Below are 19366 nucleotides of genomic sequence, written 5' to 3'. Positions count from 1 at the left end.
GTGATGGCCGTCCCCCTCCCCTCCTTGCGCTTCTGCGTTTGCATTCTCGAGCCAAACCCTGCGCTCTCCCCCCACCACGGTGACGCCGCCGGCCCCCCCCCCCGGCCCAGCCTGCGCCTGCTGATGGTGGCGTCGCTGGCCGGCGTGCGCGGCGCGCTGACGCTGGCCGGCATCCTGACGCTGCCGCTGCTGATGCCCGACGGCAGCCGCTTCCCGGCGCGCGACCTGGTGATCTTCCTGGCGATGGGGGTGATCCTGCTGTCGCTGCTGCTGGCCAGCGTCGCCCTGCCGCTGCTGACGCGCGCCCTGGTGTTCGCGCCGCCGCCGCGCCGCGCCAGCGAGGAGCGCATCGCCCGCGTCGCCGCCGGCGAGGCGGCCATCCGCGCGCTCGAGCGAGCCTGCGCCGGCCAGGCCGCCGCCGACCCGGACAAGGCCGTGCACGCCGAGGCGGCCACGCTGTTGATCGAAGCCTACCGCCGCCGCGTGGCCTGCGGCGAGGGCAACGGCGACGCCGCCGCGCAAATGCGCCGGCTGGCCAAGGCCGAGCGCAGCCTGCACCGGCAGGCGCTGGGCGCCGAGCGCGACGAGCTGTACCGCCGGCGCCTGTCGGGCGAACTCGACGACGACATCCACCTGCGCCTGCTGCGCGAAATCGACCTGCTCGAGGCGACGCTGGAACATTAAGCGGGCGCCGCCGCGCACGGCGCCCCGGCCTCCAGTATGATACCGTTACCAACGACACCCAACAGACCATGACAAAGACTTCGAACGGCAAGAGCCGCGCCAGCGGCCGCGTAACCCTGGCCGAGGTGGCGGCGCACGCCGGCGTGGCGACGATGACGGCCTCGCGCGCCATCAGCCAGCCCGACATGGTCTCGGCGGCGCTGCGCGCGCGCGTCGAGCAGGCGGTGGCCGAACTCGCTTACGTGCCGAACCGGGCCGCGCGTGCGCTCGCCTCGGCGCACTCGAACGTCATCGTGGTGCTGGTGCCGTCGCTGTCGAACGCCGTCTTCACGGCGGTGCTGGCCGGCATCCAGGACGCGCTCGACGCCGACAACTACCAGATCCTGATCGGCAACACGCGCTACTCCGACGCCGAGGAGGAAAAGCTGCTCGGCATCTACCTGCAATCGAACCCGGACGGCATCCTGCTGTCGGGCCTGAGCCACAGCGCGCGGGTGCGGCAGATGCTGGCCACGTCGCAGGTACCGGTGGTCTCGATGATGGACCTGGCCAGTGAGCCGGCGCAACTGTCGGTCGGCTTCTCGCAGCAGCAGGCCGGCCACACGATGACGCAGTATCTGATCGACAAGGGCTACCGCCGCATCGCCTTCCTCGGCGCCCAGCGCGACGAACGCACGCTCAAGCGCGCCGAGGGCTACCGCGCGGCGATGGCGGCGGCCGGCCTGGCCGACCCGCGCCTGGAGCTGATGGTCGACGACCCGTCGACCATCGCGCTGGGCGCCGACCTGCTGGGGCGCATGCTCGCCAGCGTGCCCGATTGCGACGCGATCTTTTGCTGCAACGACGACCTGGCGCACGGCGCGATCTACCAATGCCAGCGGCGCGGCATCGCGGTGCCGCGGCAACTGGCGATCTGCGGCTTCAACGACCTGCCGGCGTCGGCCTGGATGAACCCGTCGGTGACGACCATCGGCACGCCGCGCTACCGCATCGGCTTCGAGGCGGCGACGCTGCTGCGCGCCGTCATCAAAGGCGACACGCCGGCGGCCACCCGCATCGACCTCGGCTTCACGCTGATGGCGCGCGAGAGCGCCTGAACGATCCCCTTGGGCGGGAAAAAAAAGCCCTTGGCATAATGAAAAAGTAATGCAAATTAACAAATCAATTTACTTTTGCTACACATTTCCGTACAGTCGAGCCTGCCCGCGACGCGCGCCGGCGACGGCATCCGACGACGTCACCCGATCTACCGATTTTTGAGGCCGCCGTGCATTCTTCGCCGCGTTTTGACATGCCCACGCCGGCCCCCGCCGAGCGCAGGCGCCGCCTGGCCCGCTACCTGCTGCCGGCCCTGTGCGCGCTGGGCCTGGCCGGCGCCGCCGCCCGTGCCGAGAACGCCGCGGCCGAGCCGAAACGCGCCGCCGAGGTGGCGCAGGTGGTATGGGGCATCATCAGCTACGTGCGCTGGCCGGCGCCGCACGCCGAGTTGCACATCTGCCTGGCCGGCGACACCAAATACGCCGACGCCCTGCTCGACGCCCCGGCCGCCGGCGCGCAGCCGCGCAGCCGCAACCTGCGCCTGGCCGCCGGCGCCGCCGCCCCCACGCCGGAGCAATGCCAGGTACTCTACATCGGCAGCGTCGCCGACGCCGAGCGCGACAAACTCTACGCCCAGATCATCGGCCGCCCCATCCTCGCCATCAGCGAGCCCATCGTTCCGTGCTCCGTAGCCACTATGTTTTGCCTGAAATTGCGCGACGCCCAAGTCACCTTCGACGTCAACCTCGACGCCATCGCCCGCAGCGGCTTGCGGGTGCACCCGAACGCCCTGCGCATCGCCAGACGTTCGCCGCAACCATGACGCGCCCGCGCCAAGGGCCGCACCGCGCCACGCTCGACAGCGTGTTGCGCCGGGCCCACCTGAGCGTGTCGCTGATCGCCGTCGTCACGGCCGGGCTGACGCTGACCGCCGCCAGCCTGGTGGCCATGCGCGTGTATTCCGGCCAGAACCTGCGCCTGGTGGCGCGCTCGATGAGCTACACGGTCGAGGCGGCGGTGGTCTTCAACGACCCGCTCGCCGCGCAGGAGGCGCTGGCGCTGATCGGCGTCAACGAGGACATCGACCAGGCCCAGGTCAGCGACGCCGGCGGCAAGCTGCTGGCGCAATGGCAGCGCCCGCGCGGCGGCGCCCGCTACCGGCTGGAACACGCCGTCACCGGCTGGATCATGCCGGCCGCGCTGACCTTCCCGATCCAGCACGCCGACGCCACCATCGGCAGCATCCGGCTGGTGCCGCACAGCCGCGGCCTGCTGCAATTTCTCGCCAGCGGGCTGGCCTGCGTGCTCGGCTGCCTGGCGCTGAGCATTGTTGTGGCGGTGCGCCTGTCGCGGCGCATGGAGGCCAACCTGACCGGGCCGCTGCGCACACTGGCCGACACCGCCCACCGGGTGCGGCGCGAGCGCGCGTTCGGCTTGCGCGTGCCGCCGGCCGAGATCGCCGAAATCAACCAGATCAACGACGACTTCAACGCCCTGCTCGACGAACTGGAAGCCTGGCAAAGCCACCAGCAACGGGAACACGCGACGCTGTCGCACCGCGCCAACCACGACAGCCTGACCGGCCTGTCGAACCGCGCGCAGCTGGAGGCCGAGCTGCAGCGCGGCGTCGCCGAGGCGCGCCTGACGGGCGGCCGGGTCGCCGTGCTGTTCCTCGACAGCGACCGCTTCAAGCACATCAACGACAACCACGGCCACGCCGCCGGCGACGCCGTGCTGGTGGCGACGGCGGCGCGCATCAAGCGCCAGTTGCGCGACGGCGACCTGGTGGCGCGGCTGGGCGGCGACGAGTTCGCCATCCTGCTGCGCCCGCTGCGCAGCGGCGCCGACGCCGAGCACATCGCCGACATGATCATCGACGCGATGCGCGCGCCGATCGCCTTGCCGGACGGCGCCGGCATCGTCAGCTCGCTGTCGATCGGCGTGGCAGTCTACCCCGACCACGCCGACGCCGCCGCCCTGCTCGGCGCGGCCGACGAGGCCATGTACCGCGCCAAACAGGCGCAACGCGGCTCGCGCCAGCTGGCGCGCCCGCTCACCCACCTCCACGAAGAAAGCACTTGATGTCCGACCGCCCGTCCCACCTCGCCGGCGCGCTGCGCCCGATCCTGCTCGCCGCGGCGCTGCTGCTGCCGCTGAGCGCCTGCCGCACGGCGGCGCCGGCGAGGCCAACCCTGAACCCGCAACAAATCGCCGCGCTGCAAGAACAAGGCTTCAAGCAAACCGACGACGGCTGGGAACTGAGCTTCACCGACAAACTGTTGTTCGACCTCGACGCCGCCGTGCTGACCCAGGCCAGCCGCGCCGGCGTGGCCAAGATCAGCGGCGCGCTGCGCCAGGTCGGCATCGAGCACATGCAGGTGGAGGGCCACACCGACATCAGCGGTAGCGCCGCCCACAACGACAAGCTGTCGCTGGCGCGCGCCAAGGCGGTGGCCGAGGCGATGGCGCTGAGCGGCCTGGCGCGCGATAACATCCTGGTGCGCGGCATGGGCAAGAACAAGCCGGTGGCCGACAACGCCAGCGCCGACGGCCGCGCCGAAAACCGCCGCGTCACCGTCATCGTCACCGCGCCGTAAAGTCAGCGGGCCGACAACGCTGAAACCAGGCAAAAACAAAGAGCCGGGGGCAGGCCTCAAGGTCTGCCCCCCCCAAGGTTGCACCCTTGGTTTGTATTATTTCAGCGCCGAAGCCGCCTAACACAAAGGCGTCACCGACTGCCGCCGCCACCCCTCCCCGTCTTTTCCGCCCCTGTACTCCCGCAACAACACCTCGCATTTTTCCGCGCTGCAGCATCAATTGTTCTTTACAAATCAATCCAGGCGGGTAGACTAGCCTCCAATGTTAGCGCTATCATGGACCGCGAAACAGGACAACAAGCCCCCTCCACGGACAATTTGAAGAAGCGCATGAACAATCATTCCAACAAGACAATCGCGTCAAACCGCCGCTGGGTGGTGATGGGCGTCAGCGGTTGCGGCAAAAGCGAAATCGGCGCCCGGCTGGCGGCCCGCCTCGGCGTCCCCTACGCCGAGGGCGACGCTGACCACACCGCCGACAACATCGCCAAAATGGCCGCCGGCACGCCCCTCACCGACGCCGACCGGCGCGCCTGGTTGCTGTTGCTGCAGGCGCGGCTGGCCAACGCGACGGCCGCCGGCGCCGGCCTGGTGCTGTCCTGCTCGGCCCTCAAGCGCAGCTACCGCGACCTGCTGCGCCAGGCCGATCCGGCGCTGCTGTTCGTCCACCTCGACGGCCCGCGCGGGCTGATCGCCGAACGCATGCACGCCCGCCCAAACCACTACATGCCGATGTCGCTGCTCGACAGCCAGTTCGCCGCGCTGGAAGCGCTGGCCAGCGACGAGCGCGGCCTGCGCCTGGATATCCGCCTGTCGCCGGAACAACTGATCGGCGCCATCGCCGCGCACTTCGCCCTGTCCTGAGTTCCACCCGTCACCCATTACCCATTAACCATTAACCACAATAACAAAACGGAGATAACAATGAAGTACCTGGTCCTGCGCCTCGAGCGCACCGTTGAATACTTGATGGCGCTCGCGCTCGCCATCATGGTTGCCCTGGTCTTTGGCAACGTCCTGATGCGCTACCTCTTCAATTCCGGCTTCGCCGCCGCCGAGGAAGTGGCGCGCCTGATGTTCGTCTGGCTGATCTTCCTCGGCGCTATCCTGGCGCTGCGCCACCACGGCCACCTCGGCGTGGCGATGCTGCAAGCCAAGCTGCCGCGTCCGCTGCGCCGCGCCTGCGCCGTCGTCAGCCACCTGCTGATGCTGTACGGCCTGTACCTTTTCGCCTCTGGCAGCAGGGCCCAGACCGTCATCGGCATGGACAGCTACTCGACCGTGCTGCGCTACCCGACCGCCTTTATGGCCGCCTCCGGCCTGGTCTGCTCGGTGTCGATGATCGTCATCGTCGCCGTCAACCTGTGGCGCATCGTCAGCGACCATCCGCGCGCGGCGGTGCCGGGCGACCCGGTCGCCGAATTCGCCCATCCCGAGCTGCACGGGAGCGCCAAATGACGCTCGCCATCTTCCTCGGTTCCCTGGTGTTCCTGATGCTGCTCGGCATGCCGATCGCCTTCGCCCTGATCATGACCGGCGTGGCCCTGATGGTCCACCTCGACTTCTTCGACGCCCAACTGGTGGCGCAAAACCTGCTGTCGGGCGCCGACAACTTCCCGCTGATGGCGGTGCCCTTCTTCATCCTGGCCGGCGAGCTGATGAACGCCGGCGGCATCTCCAAGCGCATCATCGCGCTGGCGGTCAGCTTCGTCGGCCACATCAACGGCGGCCTCGGCTACGTGGCGATCGCCGCCTCGGTGCTGCTGGCCAGCCTGTCGGGCTCGGCCATCGCCGACACCGCCGCGCTGGCCACGCTGTTGATCCCGATGATGCGCGACCACGGCTACTCGGTGCCGCGCGCGGCCGGCCTGATCGCCTCCGGCGGCATCATCGCCCCGATCATCCCGCCGTCGATGCCTTTCATTATCTTTGGCGTCACCACCAACACCTCGATCAGCAACCTGTTCCTGGCCGGCATCGTGCCGGGTATACTGATGGGCGTCTCGCTGGTGGTGGTATGGACCATCCTGGCGCGCAAGATGGTCGTCACGCCGCAGCCGAAGGCCACCTGGACCCAGCGCCGCGGCGCCTTCGTCGACAGCCTGTGGGCCTTGATGCTGCCGGTGATCATCCTCGGCGGCTTGCGCGGCGGCATCTTCACGCCAACCGAGGCGGCCGTGGTGGCGGCGGTGTACTCGCTGTTCGTCAGCCTGTTCATCTACCGCGAAATCAAGCTGGCCGACCTGGTCAAGCTGCTGGTCGACGCCTCGCGCACCACCAGCACCGTGATGTTCCTGTGCGCCGGCGCCCTGGTGTCGTCGTACATGGTGACGCTGGCCGACCTGCCGAGCCAGGTGACCGAATTCCTCGGCCCGCTGATGGCGCACCCGCGCGTGCTGATGGGCGCCGTGATGTTGCTGTTGCTGGCGGTCGGCACCGTGATGGACCTGACCCCGACGATCCTGGTGATGGGGCCGGTACTGATGCCGCTGGCGGTCAAGGCCGGCATCGACCCGACCTATTTCGGCGTCATGTTCGTGCTGGTCGGCACGCTCGGGCTGATCCATCCGCCGGTGTGCACCGTGCTCAACGTGGTCTGCGGCGTGGCCAAGATTTCGCTTGAAAGCGCGACCAAGGGCATCTGGCCGTTCCTGCTGACGTATTTGCTGTTGACCGTTGTATTCATCATCTTCCCCGGGATCATCACCGTACCGATGACCTGGTTCCGCTAAAAAACAACACACTGGAGACCTCATGAAAAACCTTATCACATCGCTGTTCGTGCTTTCCGCCTTCGCCGGCCTGGCCGCCAGCGGCGTCGCCGCCGCCGCCGACTACCAGCCGCGCATCATCCGCTTCGGCTACGGCCTGGCCGAGGAAAGCAACCAGGGCCGCGCCGCCAAATTCCTCGCCGAGGACCTGGCCAAGCGCACCGGCAACAAGTTCAAGATGAAAAGCTTCGGTAGCGCCAGCCTGGGCAGCGACCCGCAAATGCAGAACGCGCTGATCGGCGGCGCCCAGGAAATGACGGTGGTCTCGACGGCCACCCTGGTCGGCATCGTCAGCGACTTCGGCGTCTACGACCTGCCCTTCGTCTTCGGCAACGAGCGCGAGGCCGACGCCATCCTCGACGGCCCGTTCGGCCAGGCGCTCAACGCCAAGCTGCAAGACAAGGGCCTGGTCGGCCTGGTCTACTGGGAAAACGGTTTCCGCAATCTGACCAATTCGAAACGCCCGGTGACGAAGCTGGAGGACATGCAGGGCATCAAGCTGCGCGTGATGCAAAACCCGGTCTACATCGACATGTTCAAGAGCTTCGGCGCGAACGCCGTGCCGCTGGCCTTCTCGGAACTGTTCACCGCGCTGGAAACGGGCACCGTCGACGGCCAGGAAAACCCGGTCAACACCATCCAGTCGAGCAAGTTCTATGAAGTGCAGAAGTTTTTGTCGCTGACAAAACACGTGTACAGTCCTTGGATCGTGCTGGTGAGTAAAAAATGGTGGGACAAGCTGTCCGCCGACGAGAAGAAGGCGCTGCAAGCCTCGGCCGAGGCGGCGCGCGATTTCGAGCGCAAGGACAGCCGCGACAGCGCGGGCAAGGCGCTGGAGTTCCTGAAACAAAAAGGCATGCAAGTGAACGTCGTCAGCGACAAGGAACTGGTACGCATGCGCGACACCAGTCGCGGCGCGATGCAAAAGTTCGCCAGCGACGGCCACGTTGCCTTGATCAAGGACCTGCAGACCAATCTGGAAAAAATGCGCAAGTAAGCATCGTTGGTCGGGTTACGCCGTGCCGGCTAACCCGAAAAAATCCGGCAAACACCCCAAGCGGCGCACACAGCCGCATCCACATTATATAAGTACTTTTCTGGAGAGATTGATGAAACAAACCCTTCCCGCACTGGCAGTCCTGGCCCTGTGCAGCGGCGCCGCGCTGGCCCAAAGCGGCGTCACCGTCTACGGCGTCGTCGACATCGGCGTCTCGCACGACCGCGGCGGCGTCGCCGGCGACGCGACCCGCGTGACCAGCGGCATGGCGACCCAAAGCCGCTGGGGCTTGCGCGGCATCGAAGACCTGGGCGGCGGCCTAAGCGCGCTGTTCGTCGTCGAAGGCGGCTTCAGCGCCGACAAGGGCACCTCGACCCAGGGCAACACCCTGTTCGGCCGGGCCACCATCGTCGGCCTGCGCGGCGGCTTCGGCACCGTCACCATGGGCTTGCAGGACACGCCGCACTTCACCACGCTCAACGCCGTGGTCGACCCGCTGCGCAACGGCATTGCCCGCTCGAACAACCTGATGGCGCCAACCGGGGTGCGGGCCCGCAACTCGGTGCTGTACCGCAGCAAGCCGCTGAACGGCTTTTCCGGCGACATTATGTACGCGGCCGGCGAAGTGGCGGGCGACAACGCGGCCGGCCGCGCGCTGGGCGGCTCGTTCGGCTACAGCGAAGGGCCGCTCAACGTGCGCCTGGCCTACCACAACCGCAACAACGACACCGAGGTGCTGAAAAATACCGGCAACGCCAAGAACATCTTGCTGGGCGCTAACTATGACTTCGGCCCGGCCAAGGCGTATTTCGGCTACGCCAGCGACAAGGGCCTGAACAGCTCGCCGCTGAACAACGCCGCCGCCTCGTTCGGCGGCGCCGCGCCGAAGGCTTCGACCGACAGCAACGCCCTGCTGCTGGCCATGACGGCGCCGTTCGGCGCCAGCACGCTGGTACTCAGCTATGTCGCCAAGAACGACAAGACCGCCTTCAACCAGGACGCCCGCCAAATGGCGCTGGCCTACATGTACGCGCTGTCGAAGCGCACCGACCTGTACAGCTCGTTCGCGCGCATCAGCAACAGGAACGGCGCCGCCTATACGGCCGGCAACAGCGAAGAGGCCGGCACTGGCAACCGGCAGTTCACGGCCGGACTGCGCCACCGTTTCTAATAGCCGACATAACACCAGGGGCGTGAAACCGGGGGCGGGCTTGAAGGTCCGCCCCCGGCTCTTTGCCGCTTTTTTTTTGGCGTGGCCGGCATTTCGGCATGGAAAACATGACATTCTTACTAGCTGCAAGCGCCGCCTTGTGGCACCATCCCCTGTCCGCCGTCGCCGACGGCGCAACCCTGGATGACGAGAACACATGAAGCAAAACTACATCAACGGCGCCTGGGTCGACGGCGCCTCGGCCGCGGCCAACATCAATCCCTCCGACACCAGCGACGTCATCGGCCATTACGCCCAGGCCGACGCGCAGCAGGCCGCCCTGGCCATCGCCGCCGCCGCCGCCGCCGCGCCGGGCTGGGCGCTGTCGAACATCCAGATGCGCGCCGACGCGCTCGACAGGATCGGCAGCGAAATCCTGGCCCGCAAGGAGGAACTCGGCACCCTGCTGTCGCGCGAGGAGGGCAAGACCCGCCCCGAAGGCATCGGCGAGGCGGCCCGCGCCGGCGCCATCTTCAAGTTTTTCGCCCAGGAATGCCTGCGCCTGCGCGGCGACAAGCTGGCCTCGGTGCGGCCCAACCTGGACGTGGAAGTCACCCGCGAGCCGGTCGGCGTGGTCGCCATCATCGCGCCGTGGAACTTCCCGATCGCCATCCCGGCCTGGAAAATCGCCCCGGCCCTGGCCTACGGCAACTGCGTGCTGATCAAGCCGGCCGAGCTGGTGCCCGGCAGCGCCTGGGCGCTGGCCGACATCATCAGCCGCGCCGGCCTGCCGGACGGCGTCTTCAACCTCGTCATGGGGCGCGGCAGCGTCGTCGGACTAGCCTTCCTGAACGACCGCCGCGTCAACGCCATCAGCTTCACCGGCTCGGCCGCCACCGGCGCCAAGGTGGCCCAGGCCGCCATCGGCCGCATGGCCAAGGTGCAAATTGAAATGGGCGGCAAGAACCCGCTGGTGGTGCTCAACGACGCCGACCTGGCCAGCGCCGTCCACTGCGCGGTGCAAGGCTCGTTCTACTCGACCGGCCAGCGCTGCACCGCGTCGAGCCGGCTGATCGTCGAAAAAGGCATCTACCCGGCCTTCGTTGCCGCCGTGACGGAAAAACTGGCGGCGCTGTCGGTCGGCCACGCGCTGGACGCCGGCACCGACATCGGCCCGGTGGTCGACGCCAGCCAGCTGGAACAGGATTTGTCGTACATCCAGATCGGCCGCGACGAGGGCGCCCACCTGGCCTTCGGCGGCGAACGCCTGGAGCGCGCCGCCAACGGCTTCTACCTGCGCCCCGCCCTGTTTACCGAGTGCAGCAACGACATGCGCATCAGCCGCGAGGAAATCTTCGGCCCGGTCGCCAGCGTCATCCCCGCCGACAACTACGAGCACGCGCTGGCGATGGCCAACGACAGCGAATTCGGCCTGTCGAGCGGGATCTGCACCGGCTCGCTGAAATACGCGACCCACTTCAAGCGCGCCGCCCAGGCCGGCATGGTGATGGTCAACGTGCCGACCGCCGGCGTCGACTACCACGTGCCGTTCGGCGGCAGCAAAGGCTCCAGCTACGGCGCGCGCGAACAGGGCAACTACGCCGCCGAGTTTTTCACCACCGTCAAGACCGCGTATTGCGGGGTGTAGGCGGATCGGCGGGCCGGCGCTGCGCCGGTGGTTTTTTGCAGGAACGCGGCGCGATGGATTGTGTCCAACCACCACAGCCCTCCACGCCAGCGAACGCCATGAACGCCGAACAAGAATTTTACGATCCGCCCGCCAGCGCGCAGCCGCATCCGGCGTTGCCGCCCGACGCGCTGATCATCGTGCCGCTGCGCAACCTGGTACTGTTCCCGGGCCTGGTCGCGCCGGTGCATATCGGCCGCGAGGACACCATCGCCGCGGTCCAGCGCGCCACCCGCGACGACCGCGACGTCGGCATGGTGTTGCAGCGCGACCCCGACGTCGACGCGCCGCGGCCGGACCAGTTGCACCAGATCGGCACCATGGCCGGCATCCTGCGCTACGTCAGCGCGCAAGACAACGAGCACTACATCGTCTGCCAGGGCTTGCAGCGTTTTCGCGTCATCGAATTCCTCGACGGCTACCCCTTCCACGCGGCGCGCGTGCAGATGTTGCCGGAGGCGAGCGAGCAAAGCACGGAAATCCAGGCGCGCCTGATGCAACTGCGGGAACGGTCGATGGAAATCCTCGGCCTGCTGCCGCAGGTGCCGGCCGAGCTGGCCGCCGCCGCGCAGCACATCACCTCGGCTGCCAGCTACGCCGATTTCGTCGCCGGCCTGATGGACATCAGCGTGCAGGAGAAGCAGGTGATCCTGGAAACGCTGGACTTGCCGGAGCGGCTAGACAAGGTGCTCGCCGAGCTGGTGCAGCGCATCGAGGTGCTGCGCCTGTCGCGGCACATCAACCAGCAGACCAAGGAGCGCATGGACGAGCGCCAGCGCGAATTCATGCTGCGAGAGCAACTCAACACCATCAGGAAGGAGCTGGGCGAAGGCGAAGGCGGCCCGGCCGAGTTGGCCGACCTGGTCGAGGCCATCGCCGGCGCCGGCCTGCCGCCCGAGGCAGAGGCGCACGCCCGCAAGGAGCTGAGGCGGCTGGAAAAAATGTCCGAGGGGGCGGTCGAGTATTCAATGCTGCGCACCTACCTGGAGTGGCTGGCCGAGCTGCCGTGGGCGGCGCTCAGCGAGGACAAGATCGACCTGCCGGCGGCGCGCCGGGTGCTCGACGACGACCATTTCGGACTCGACAAGGTGAAGCGCCGCATCCTCGAATACCTGGCCGTGCGCAAGCTCAATCCGCACGGCAAGAGTCCGATCCTGTGCTTCGTCGGCCCGCCCGGCGTCGGCAAGACCTCGCTGGGCCACAGCATCGCCCACGCCACCGGCCGCAAGTTCGCCCGCGTCAGCCTGGGCGGCGTGCACGACGAGGCGGAAATCCGCGGCCACCGCCGCACCTACGTCGGCGCCCTGCCCGGCAACATCATCCAGGCGCTGCGCAAGGCCGCCACCCGCAACTGCGTGCTGATGCTCGACGAACTCGACAAGCTCGGCGCCGGTTTCCACGGCGACCCGGCGGCGGCCCTGCTTGAGGTGCTCGACCCGGAGCAGAACGCGACCTTCCGCGACAACTACCTGGCGCTGCCCTTCGACCTGTCGAAGGTGATGTTCATCTGCACCGCCAACGTGCTCGACACCGTGCCGGGCCCGCTGCGCGACCGCATGGAGGTGATTTCGCTGCCCGGCTACACGGCCCAGGAAAAGGAGCAGATCGCCCGGCGCTACCTGCTGCTGCGCCAGCGCGAAGCCAACGGCTTGGCGCCCGGGCAATGCGAAATCGGCGACGCGGCGCTGCGCGCCATCATCGGCGACTACACCCGCGAGGCCGGGGTGCGCAACCTCGAACGCGAAATCGGCGCCGTGTTCCGCCACGCGGCGATGCGCGTCGCCGAGGGCAGCGCGCAGCAATTGCGCATCGAACCGGCCGACTTGCACGCGCTACTCGGGCCGGCCAAATTCGAAAGCGAACTGGCCATGCGTACCAGCCTGCCGGGCGTGGCCACCGGGTTGGCCTGGACGCCGGTGGGCGGCGACATCCTGTTCGTCGAAGCGAGCCGCACCCCGGGAGCGGGCAAGCTGATCCTGACCGGCCAGCTCGGCGAGGTGATGAAGGAAAGCGCGCAGGCGGCGCTAACGCTGCTGAAGGCGAATTCGGCGGAACTGCACATCGGCGCCGAGCGGTTCAAAAAGCACGACATCCACGTGCACGTGCCGGCCGGCGCGATCCCCAAGGACGGTCCCAGCGCGGGAGTGGCCATGTTCATCGCGCTGGCCTCGCTGATGACGGGGCGGCCGGTGCGCAGCGAACGCGCGATGACCGGCGAAATCAGCCTGCGCGGGTTGGTCCTACCGGTCGGCGGCATCAAGGAAAAGGTACTGGCGGCGCAGCGGGCCGGCATCGCCACCGTGCTGCTGCCGGCGCGCAACCAGAAAGACCTGGAAGACATCCCCGAGGACACGCGGCGGCAGCTGCAATTCATCTGGCTCGGCAACGTCGGCGACGCGGTGCGCGAAGCGCTGGCCGAGCCGGCGCAGCACATCCCCGGGCCGGCCATCGAGGTTTGACCCGACGGGCGCTTTATTCAGCGGCGGCGACGGCCGGCGCGCCGGCCTGGTAGTTGTTCTTCACGCGCACATAATGTTCGGCCGAATATTTGAGGTAAGCCACCTCCTCCGCGCTGAGCGCGCGCACTTGCACAGCCGGGCGGCCGACGTACAGGAAGCCGCTCTCCAACACCTTGCCAGGCGACACCAAACTGCCGGCGCCGACCATCACCTGCTTCTGCACCACGACGTCGTCCATGACGATACTCCCCATGCCGATCAGACATTCGTCGCCTATCGTGCAGCCGTGCAGGATCACCGAATGGCCGATGGTGACGTAGTCGCCGATCAGCAACGGCGAGCCGTTCGGCTTGGACGCGCTCTTGTGCGAGACGTGGCCCATCGCAAAGTCCTGGATGTTGCTGCACACGCCGATGCGGATGCGGTTGACGTCGCCGCGCAGCACGGTGTTGCACCAGACCGAGCTGTCGTGGCCGATCTGCACGTCGCCGATCACCTGGGCCGTGTCGTGCAGATAAACGCGCTGCGCCAATTGCGGGCGAGTGTCGAGGTAAGAGCTGATAGGCATGTAACGTTCCTGATACGGTAGAAGGAAAAATAGCGCGGCGCGCGGACCGGCTTACGTCGCCGCCGGGTGGTCCATGGTCTTGTCGCCATAGGTGCGCAGCACTTGGGAAATGATAACCTGATAGCCGCTGAGCCATTCGCTGTAGCGCTTTTTCGCCTCCTGGTGGCTGGGATGCTCGATCAATTGCTTGAGACCCAGTTCGGACTGCCAATAGTAAACGTTGGAAACGCGGCCGGTCTTCGGGTCTTCCCACGACTCTTCGCCGAGATAGCCGTCGGTAGCCTTGGCGGCCTCGGCGATCAGCGCATCGAGCCGGTGGAATTCGGCGTCGAATTGTTTGGTGTCGAAAATAAATGTGGCGGAATACATGGCGTCCCTTATCGAAGTGCCGGCGGCGGAGAAAAACCAGAGGCGTACATCCTTGGTTTGCGTGACCACGGTGGCATTCACGCAAAATGCAGATTGTAATCGGGAGAAGATGCAATGGACAAAAAAATTCCGGCCACAGCGGCCGGATGCTTGCTTCAAACGATATTCTTTAGAAACGATAACCCACGCCCACGCCGATCAACAACGGATCGATCTTGACGGCGCTGACCCTCTGGCCGCCAATCATGACGTCGCTGCGGATCTGCACTTTTTTGATATCCAGATTCAGCGACCAGTTTTTGTCGAGCTTGAAATCAACGCCGGCTTGCACGGCCAGGCCCCAGCTGCTGTGTTCCAGCTCGGCGGCGCCGTTCAGCAACTTAACCTTGGAAATATTGGTGTAGTTAATGCCCGCGCCCAGGTAGGGATTGAGTTGCGCGTCGGGCAGGAAATGGTATTGCATCGACAGCGTAGGCGGCAGGTGTTTGAAGGTGCCGATCTTGCTGCCGTCGAGCATGACGTCGTGTTTTTGCGGATAGGTCAACACCAGTTCGGCCGCGATATTCGGTGTGAAGAAGTAGGAAATATCGACTTCGGGAATGGTCTTGCTGCTCACGCTCAACAGGTCGGAGCGGCCGACGCCGGCGATCGGGTCGGACTTGTCGGCCGGGTTCAGATGCACCGCGCGTGCGCGCACCAGCCACGGGCTTTGCTGCGCCATTGCCTGGCCGGCGAACAAACCCAATGCCGCGAAAATCATCGCCGATGCAATTGCTGACTTCTTCATTCTATTTCCCTCTTTCTTGTCGTTAAGTAACGCTGCGAAGTGTATTTGTGCAGCGCGAAAAAATCATTGATCTATATCAAAATTCCAAGGATGGCCATCAGGATATAGTTCTTTTCGACAGAGATAATCAGGATAGATGATAGTTATTCACACTAACGGCTGTAGCCGCATTCCAGCATCAAAGAAGTAGTGCTTCATCGTTTTGTATTACATTTTTTTGAAGCTATCCTGAGGCTGCCGATCCGCCCGCTCGGAGGCGGCCAGGCGTGCGCGCGCCTCGGCGATGCGCGCGCCGAAGGGCTTGGCTTCGAGCGCGGCGATGGCGTTGCCGAGCGCCTCGGACAGCGGCGACGCCAGTTCGGCGTCCAGCGCCGCGGCCGCCGCGCCGTTCGCCTGCCAGCAAGCCTGCAACTTCGGCAGCAGTACCCGGCCCTGCTCGGTAAGCCGGATCAGGCGCTGGCGGCCGTCAACCGGCCCCGGCTGCACCGACACCAGCCCTTCCTTGCTCATCAGGGCGATGGTCTGCGTGGCGGCCGGCTGCGTGATGCCGGCCAGCTCGGCGATTTGGCCGATGCTGGACGGCTCCAGCCGTATCAGCGCGCGCATCACCGGCGTGTAGCGCGGCCGATACGACAGGCCCGCTTCCACGTAGGCCCGCGCAACCGCGCCGTCCAACAGCTCGATCAAATGGCGCAATTGCGTTCCAAGTCCAGGTTTCATGGAGCACTACACCGCGTACGGATAGGTGAAGCCAATAAAGTGGATGGCGTTGAAGACGAAATGCGCCACGATCGGCGCTTCGATGCGTTTCGTGGCCGCGTATGCATAGGCGTAGCCGAAGCCGGCCACGCTGGCCAGCGCCACCAGGATCGGCCCGCCGCCGGCATGGGCGGCGCCAAACAGCAGGCCCGACGCCAGCACCGCCAGCACGGCGCCGCCGCGCACCCCGGCCAGCGCGCCGGCCAGCCGCTCCTGCAGCAGGCCGCGGAAGAACGCCTCCTCGGCGACGCAGGTCAGGAACAGATTGACCGCCAGGAAGGTGGCCGTATAGGCCGGCAGTTTCAGGTCCCCGCGCAGGTAGCCCAGCGCCGTCGCGGCGCCAAGCATGAGCAGCGCCATGGTCATCGCCAGCGGCAAGGCCAGCCGCAGCGCGGCGCCCAACTCGCGCCAGCTCTGGCAGCGCCGGCAAAACAGCGCCAGCAGCACCAGGCCGACGGCGCCCTTGTCGAAGTTGGCGTACTGGGTGAACGGCGCGCTGTCCGGCGAGAAATGCGCGCCCGACACCAGCAGCGGATTGCGAAAGCCCGGTACCAGGTGCATCGCCAGCGCCAGCGCCAACACGCCGCTCAGCGTGGTAAAGACGATGCGCTGGGCGCGCCCGGCGGCCGGGCGCGTCGCCAGCCAGGCAAGCAGGGCCAACAGGCCCAGCGCGGCCAGCGCCGGCAGGGCCAGAATGCCGGCCAGCGCGCCGGCACCGGCCGCCAGCGCGAACGGCAACGGCCACAAGGGCATCGAAAAACGCTTGCCGAACTGGACCGGCGGCAGCCAGACGCAGCAAATGGCAAGGCCAAGCAAAAAATACGTTATCGCCATGTGTCACCCTAAAAGTAGGGCTGCCGCCGACACGGCGGCAACGGCAATGGAGCACGCCGACGCGGGTCCCTTGGTGTTTGGCGCGTCGGCGACAGCGTGAATGGTTATTGGCGCGCCAGGCCGTCGACCCGGCCACGCCATTTTCTGCGCCGAGAATAGCCCAGATTGCCACGCATGACAAGTTTGTCTTTTCATCATGCTTTTTACCAGGGACTGGCGCCGCGTCGCACGCCGCCCTTTCCCGCGCTGCCACGACATCAGCAATACCGTCCGGCGCCGACCTATGCCCTATCGTGGCCGCACGCCACGCGCCGGCACCGCCAGCCGCGGCGAGCACGCGGCCCGCCGGCGGCCTGGAATTAAATGTCGGCGTCAACGCCGGCGAAACCACCATCAGGAAAATGTTGAGGGGACGCTACCCGGTTGCGATCGAACACGAGGCGCTCGCCTAGTTCCTCTTGACCTCCTTGAAGTCGGCGTCGACCGCGCCCTCGTCCGGCGGCTGGCCCGGGGCCTGCTCCTCGCCGGCGCCGCCCTGCCCGGCCGCGTCGGTCTGCCCGCCCAGCGTTTGTGCGGCGGCCGACAGCGCGGCGATCCGCGCGTCGAGTTCGGCCTTGCCGCCGCCTTTCACCGCCGCCTCCAGCGCGACGATGGCGGTCTCGATCTTGTCGCGCGCCCCGCCGTCGAGCTTGTCGCCATGCTCGGCCAGCGACTTGCGCGTCGCGTGCACCAGCGCGTCGGCCTGGTTGCGCGACTCGGTCAAATGCTTCACACGCTGGTCCTCCTCGGCGTTCAACTCGGCGTCCTTCACCATCTTCTGGATTTCCGCCTCGGTCAGGCCGGAATTGGCCTTGATCGTGATCTGGTTCTCCTTGCCGGTGGCCTTATCCTTGGCCTGCACGTGCAAGATGCCGTTGGCGTCGATATCGAAGCTGACGTCGATCTGCGGCACGCCGCGCGGCGCCGGCGCGATGCCGACCAGGTTGAACTCGCCCAGCAGCTTGTTGCCGGCGACGATCTCGCGCTCGCCCTGGTAGACCTTCACCGTCACCGCCGGCTGCTTGTCGTCGGCGGTGGTGTAGACTTGGCTGAACCTGGTCGGTATCGTGGTGTTCTTCTGGATCATCTTGGCCATCACGCCGCCCAGCGTTTCAATGCCCAGCGACAGCGGCGTGACGTCCATCAGCAGCAGGTCGGAGCGCTCGCCCGACAGCACCGAGCCCTGGATCGCCGCGCCCACGGCCACCGCCTCGTCCGGGTTGACGTCCTTGCGCGCCTCGCGGCCGAAGAACTCGCGCACATATTCCTGCACCTTCGGCATGCGCGTCATGCCGCCGACCAGGATCACGTCGACGATCTGGCCGACCTCCAGGCCGGCGTCCTTGAGCGCGATGCGGCACGGCTCGATGGTCTGCTGGATCAACTCCTCGACCAGCGACTCCAGCCGGGCGCGCGACAGGCGCAGGGTCAGGTGCGCCGGCGCGCCGCCGGCCATCGCGATGTACGGCTCGTTGATCTCGGTCTGCTGGGTCGACGACAGCTCGATCTTGGCGCGCTCGGCCGCGCTCTTGACGCGCTGCAGCGCGATCGGGTCCTTGCCCAGGTCGATCCCGCTGTCTTTCTTGAACTCGGCGATGATATGCTCGATCACGCGCTGGTCGAAGTCCTCGCCGCCGAGGAAGGTGTCGCCGTTGGTCGCCAGTACCTCGAACTGCTTCTCGCCCTCGACGTCGGCGATCTCGATGATGGAGATGTCGAAGGTGCCGCCGCCCAGGTCGTAGACGGCGATCTTGCGGTCGCCCTTGGCGGCCTTGTCCAGACCGAAGGCCAGCGCCGCCGCGGTCGGCTCGTTGATGATGCGCCTAACGTCCAGGCCGGCGATGCGGCCGGCGTCCTTGGTCGCCTGGCGCTGGGCGTCGTTGAAATACGCCGGCACGGTAATGACCGCCTCCGTCACCGCCTCGCCCAGGTAATCCTCGGCGCTGGTCTTCATCTTGCGCAACACCTCGGCGGAAATCTGCGGCGGCGCCAGCTTGGTGCCGCGCACCTCGACCCAGGCATCGCCGTTGTCGGCTCGGATAATTTGGTAGGGCATCAAATGGATGTCCTTCTGCACTTCCTTCTCGTCGAACTTGCGCCCGATCAGGCGCTTCACCGCGTACAAGGTATTTTGCGGATTCGTCACCGCCTGGCGCTTGGCCGGCGCGCCGACCAGGATCTCGCCGTCGTCCTGGTAGGCCACCACCGACGGCGTGGTGCGCGCGCCTTCCGCATTCGCAATCACCTTGGCCTGGCCGCCCTCCATCACGGCGACGCAGGAATTGGTCGTGCCAAGGTCGATACCGATCATCTTGCCCATACATCCTCCTTAACGATAAGTTTGCGGCGGCTCCGGCGGCATCAACGGTTCGGGGACGGGCGCCCACGGCTCCGACGGCGGCGTCAAGGGCTCCGGGGGCGGCGTCAAAGGCTCGCGCTCGGGCGGCGGCGGCGTCCCGGGCCGCTGGCCCGTCGCGCCGCGATGGCGCCCTGTTCCAACATTGTTCATGGTAAAACCTCCTCATCGCACCGCGTCCCCGGCCCACCAACATACATGCTTCGGCAAATAAAGTAAGGCGTGTCCGGCTCAATTCAAGGCCAAATCGCCCGCGACAGACGTAGATCAA

The 19366-nt window shown here is 66.7% G+C and carries 17 protein-coding genes and 1 pseudogene; 12 read left to right on the top strand and 6 right to left on the bottom strand.

Annotated elements, in window-relative coordinates; translation table 11 throughout:
- From ACFDR9_RS11000 to lon, 12 genes and pseudogenes are all read left to right on the top strand, one after another.
- Nucleotides 1-684 (top strand): annotated as a pseudogene (locus ACFDR9_RS11000) (Na+/H+ antiporter); the annotation flags it as partial.
- 68 nt (nt 685-752) lie between these two features.
- Nucleotides 753-1781: a LacI family DNA-binding transcriptional regulator gene (locus tag ACFDR9_RS10995; protein WP_409031024.1), complete on the top strand. Its 1029-nt coding sequence runs from the start codon at nt 753-755 to the stop codon at nt 1779-1781.
- Nucleotides 1782-1975: 194 nt separating this feature from the next.
- Nucleotides 1976-2545: a YfiR family protein gene (locus ACFDR9_RS10990; RefSeq protein WP_017876308.1), complete on the top strand. Its 570-nt coding sequence runs from the start codon at nt 1976-1978 to the stop codon at nt 2543-2545.
- Nucleotides 2542-3804, top strand: coding sequence for a diguanylate cyclase domain-containing protein (locus ACFDR9_RS10985; protein ID WP_409031023.1), 1263 nt, complete (start codon nt 2542-2544; stop codon nt 3802-3804). The genes ACFDR9_RS10990 and ACFDR9_RS10985 overlap by 4 nt, the downstream gene beginning before the upstream one ends.
- The gene (locus ACFDR9_RS10980; protein ID WP_409031026.1) at nt 3804-4319 is read left to right on the top strand and encodes an OmpA family protein; all 516 of its coding nucleotides are present in this window, start codon (nt 3804-3806) and stop codon (nt 4317-4319) included. Before ACFDR9_RS10985 ends, ACFDR9_RS10980 begins: the two co-directional genes overlap by 1 nt.
- A gap of 330 nt (nt 4320-4649) precedes the next feature.
- Nucleotides 4650-5183 carry a gluconokinase gene (locus ACFDR9_RS10975; RefSeq protein ID WP_017876311.1) on the top strand — a complete coding sequence of 178 codons (534 nt, stop codon included), beginning with the start codon at nt 4650-4652 and terminating at the stop codon, nt 5181-5183.
- A gap of 60 nt (nt 5184-5243) precedes the next feature.
- Nucleotides 5244-5777: a TRAP transporter small permease gene (locus tag ACFDR9_RS10970; RefSeq protein WP_017876312.1), complete on the top strand. Its 534-nt coding sequence runs from the start codon at nt 5244-5246 to the stop codon at nt 5775-5777.
- A complete protein-coding gene (locus ACFDR9_RS10965; protein WP_017876313.1) occupies nt 5774-7051 on the top strand; it encodes a TRAP transporter large permease in 1278 nt (425 codons plus the stop codon). Before ACFDR9_RS10970 ends, ACFDR9_RS10965 begins: the two co-directional genes overlap by 4 nt.
- Before the next feature lie 22 nt (nt 7052-7073).
- Nucleotides 7074-8087, top strand: a complete 1014-nt coding sequence (locus tag ACFDR9_RS10960) for a TRAP transporter substrate-binding protein (protein WP_327075966.1) — start codon at nt 7074-7076, stop codon at nt 8085-8087.
- A 112-nt stretch (nt 8088-8199) separates the two neighbouring features.
- The gene (locus ACFDR9_RS10955; RefSeq protein ID WP_017876315.1) at nt 8200-9258 is read left to right on the top strand and encodes a porin; all 1059 of its coding nucleotides are present in this window, start codon (nt 8200-8202) and stop codon (nt 9256-9258) included.
- 196 nt (nt 9259-9454) lie between these two features.
- Nucleotides 9455-10885: an aldehyde dehydrogenase family protein gene (locus ACFDR9_RS10950; protein WP_017876317.1), complete on the top strand. Its 1431-nt coding sequence runs from the start codon at nt 9455-9457 to the stop codon at nt 10883-10885.
- A 98-nt stretch (nt 10886-10983) separates the two neighbouring features.
- Nucleotides 10984-13383: an endopeptidase La gene (gene lon / locus ACFDR9_RS10945; RefSeq protein WP_409031022.1), complete on the top strand. Its 2400-nt coding sequence runs from the start codon at nt 10984-10986 to the stop codon at nt 13381-13383.
- Between the two features lie 13 nt (nt 13384-13396).
- On the opposite strand, the gene ACFDR9_RS10940 is transcribed toward lon, so the two are convergent.
- The 6 genes from ACFDR9_RS10940 to dnaK form a co-directional block, all read right to left on the bottom strand.
- Nucleotides 13397-13951 (bottom strand): gamma carbonic anhydrase family protein, encoded by a 555-nt coding sequence (locus ACFDR9_RS10940; RefSeq protein ID WP_409031021.1) that lies wholly within the window; start codon nt 13949-13951, stop codon nt 13397-13399.
- 51 nt (nt 13952-14002) lie between these two features.
- Complete coding sequence (locus ACFDR9_RS10935) at nt 14003-14320, bottom strand: antibiotic biosynthesis monooxygenase family protein (RefSeq protein WP_409031025.1); 318 nt, start codon at nt 14318-14320, stop codon at nt 14003-14005.
- A gap of 169 nt (nt 14321-14489) precedes the next feature.
- The gene (locus ACFDR9_RS10930; protein WP_409031020.1) at nt 14490-15107 is read right to left on the bottom strand and encodes an OmpW/AlkL family protein; all 618 of its coding nucleotides are present in this window, start codon (nt 15105-15107) and stop codon (nt 14490-14492) included.
- Between the two features lie 207 nt (nt 15108-15314).
- Complete coding sequence (locus ACFDR9_RS10925; RefSeq protein ID WP_409031019.1) at nt 15315-15827, bottom strand: MarR family winged helix-turn-helix transcriptional regulator; 513 nt, start codon at nt 15825-15827, stop codon at nt 15315-15317.
- A 6-nt stretch (nt 15828-15833) separates the two neighbouring features.
- Complete coding sequence (locus ACFDR9_RS10920; RefSeq protein ID WP_409031018.1) at nt 15834-16700, bottom strand: lysostaphin resistance A-like protein; 867 nt, start codon at nt 16698-16700, stop codon at nt 15834-15836.
- 448 nt (nt 16701-17148) lie between these two features.
- Nucleotides 17149-19059 (bottom strand): molecular chaperone DnaK, encoded by a 1911-nt coding sequence (gene dnaK, locus ACFDR9_RS10915; protein WP_409031017.1) that lies wholly within the window; start codon nt 19057-19059, stop codon nt 17149-17151.
- Between the last annotated feature and the right edge of the window lie 307 nt (nt 19060-19366).

The organism is Janthinobacterium sp. CG_23.3 (assembly GCF_046115965.1).
Classification (GTDB): domain Bacteria; phylum Pseudomonadota; class Gammaproteobacteria; order Burkholderiales; family Burkholderiaceae_D; genus Janthinobacterium.
The sequence above is the reverse complement of the archived record's forward strand: the minus strand, read 5'-3'. Positions and strand labels throughout refer to the sequence as shown.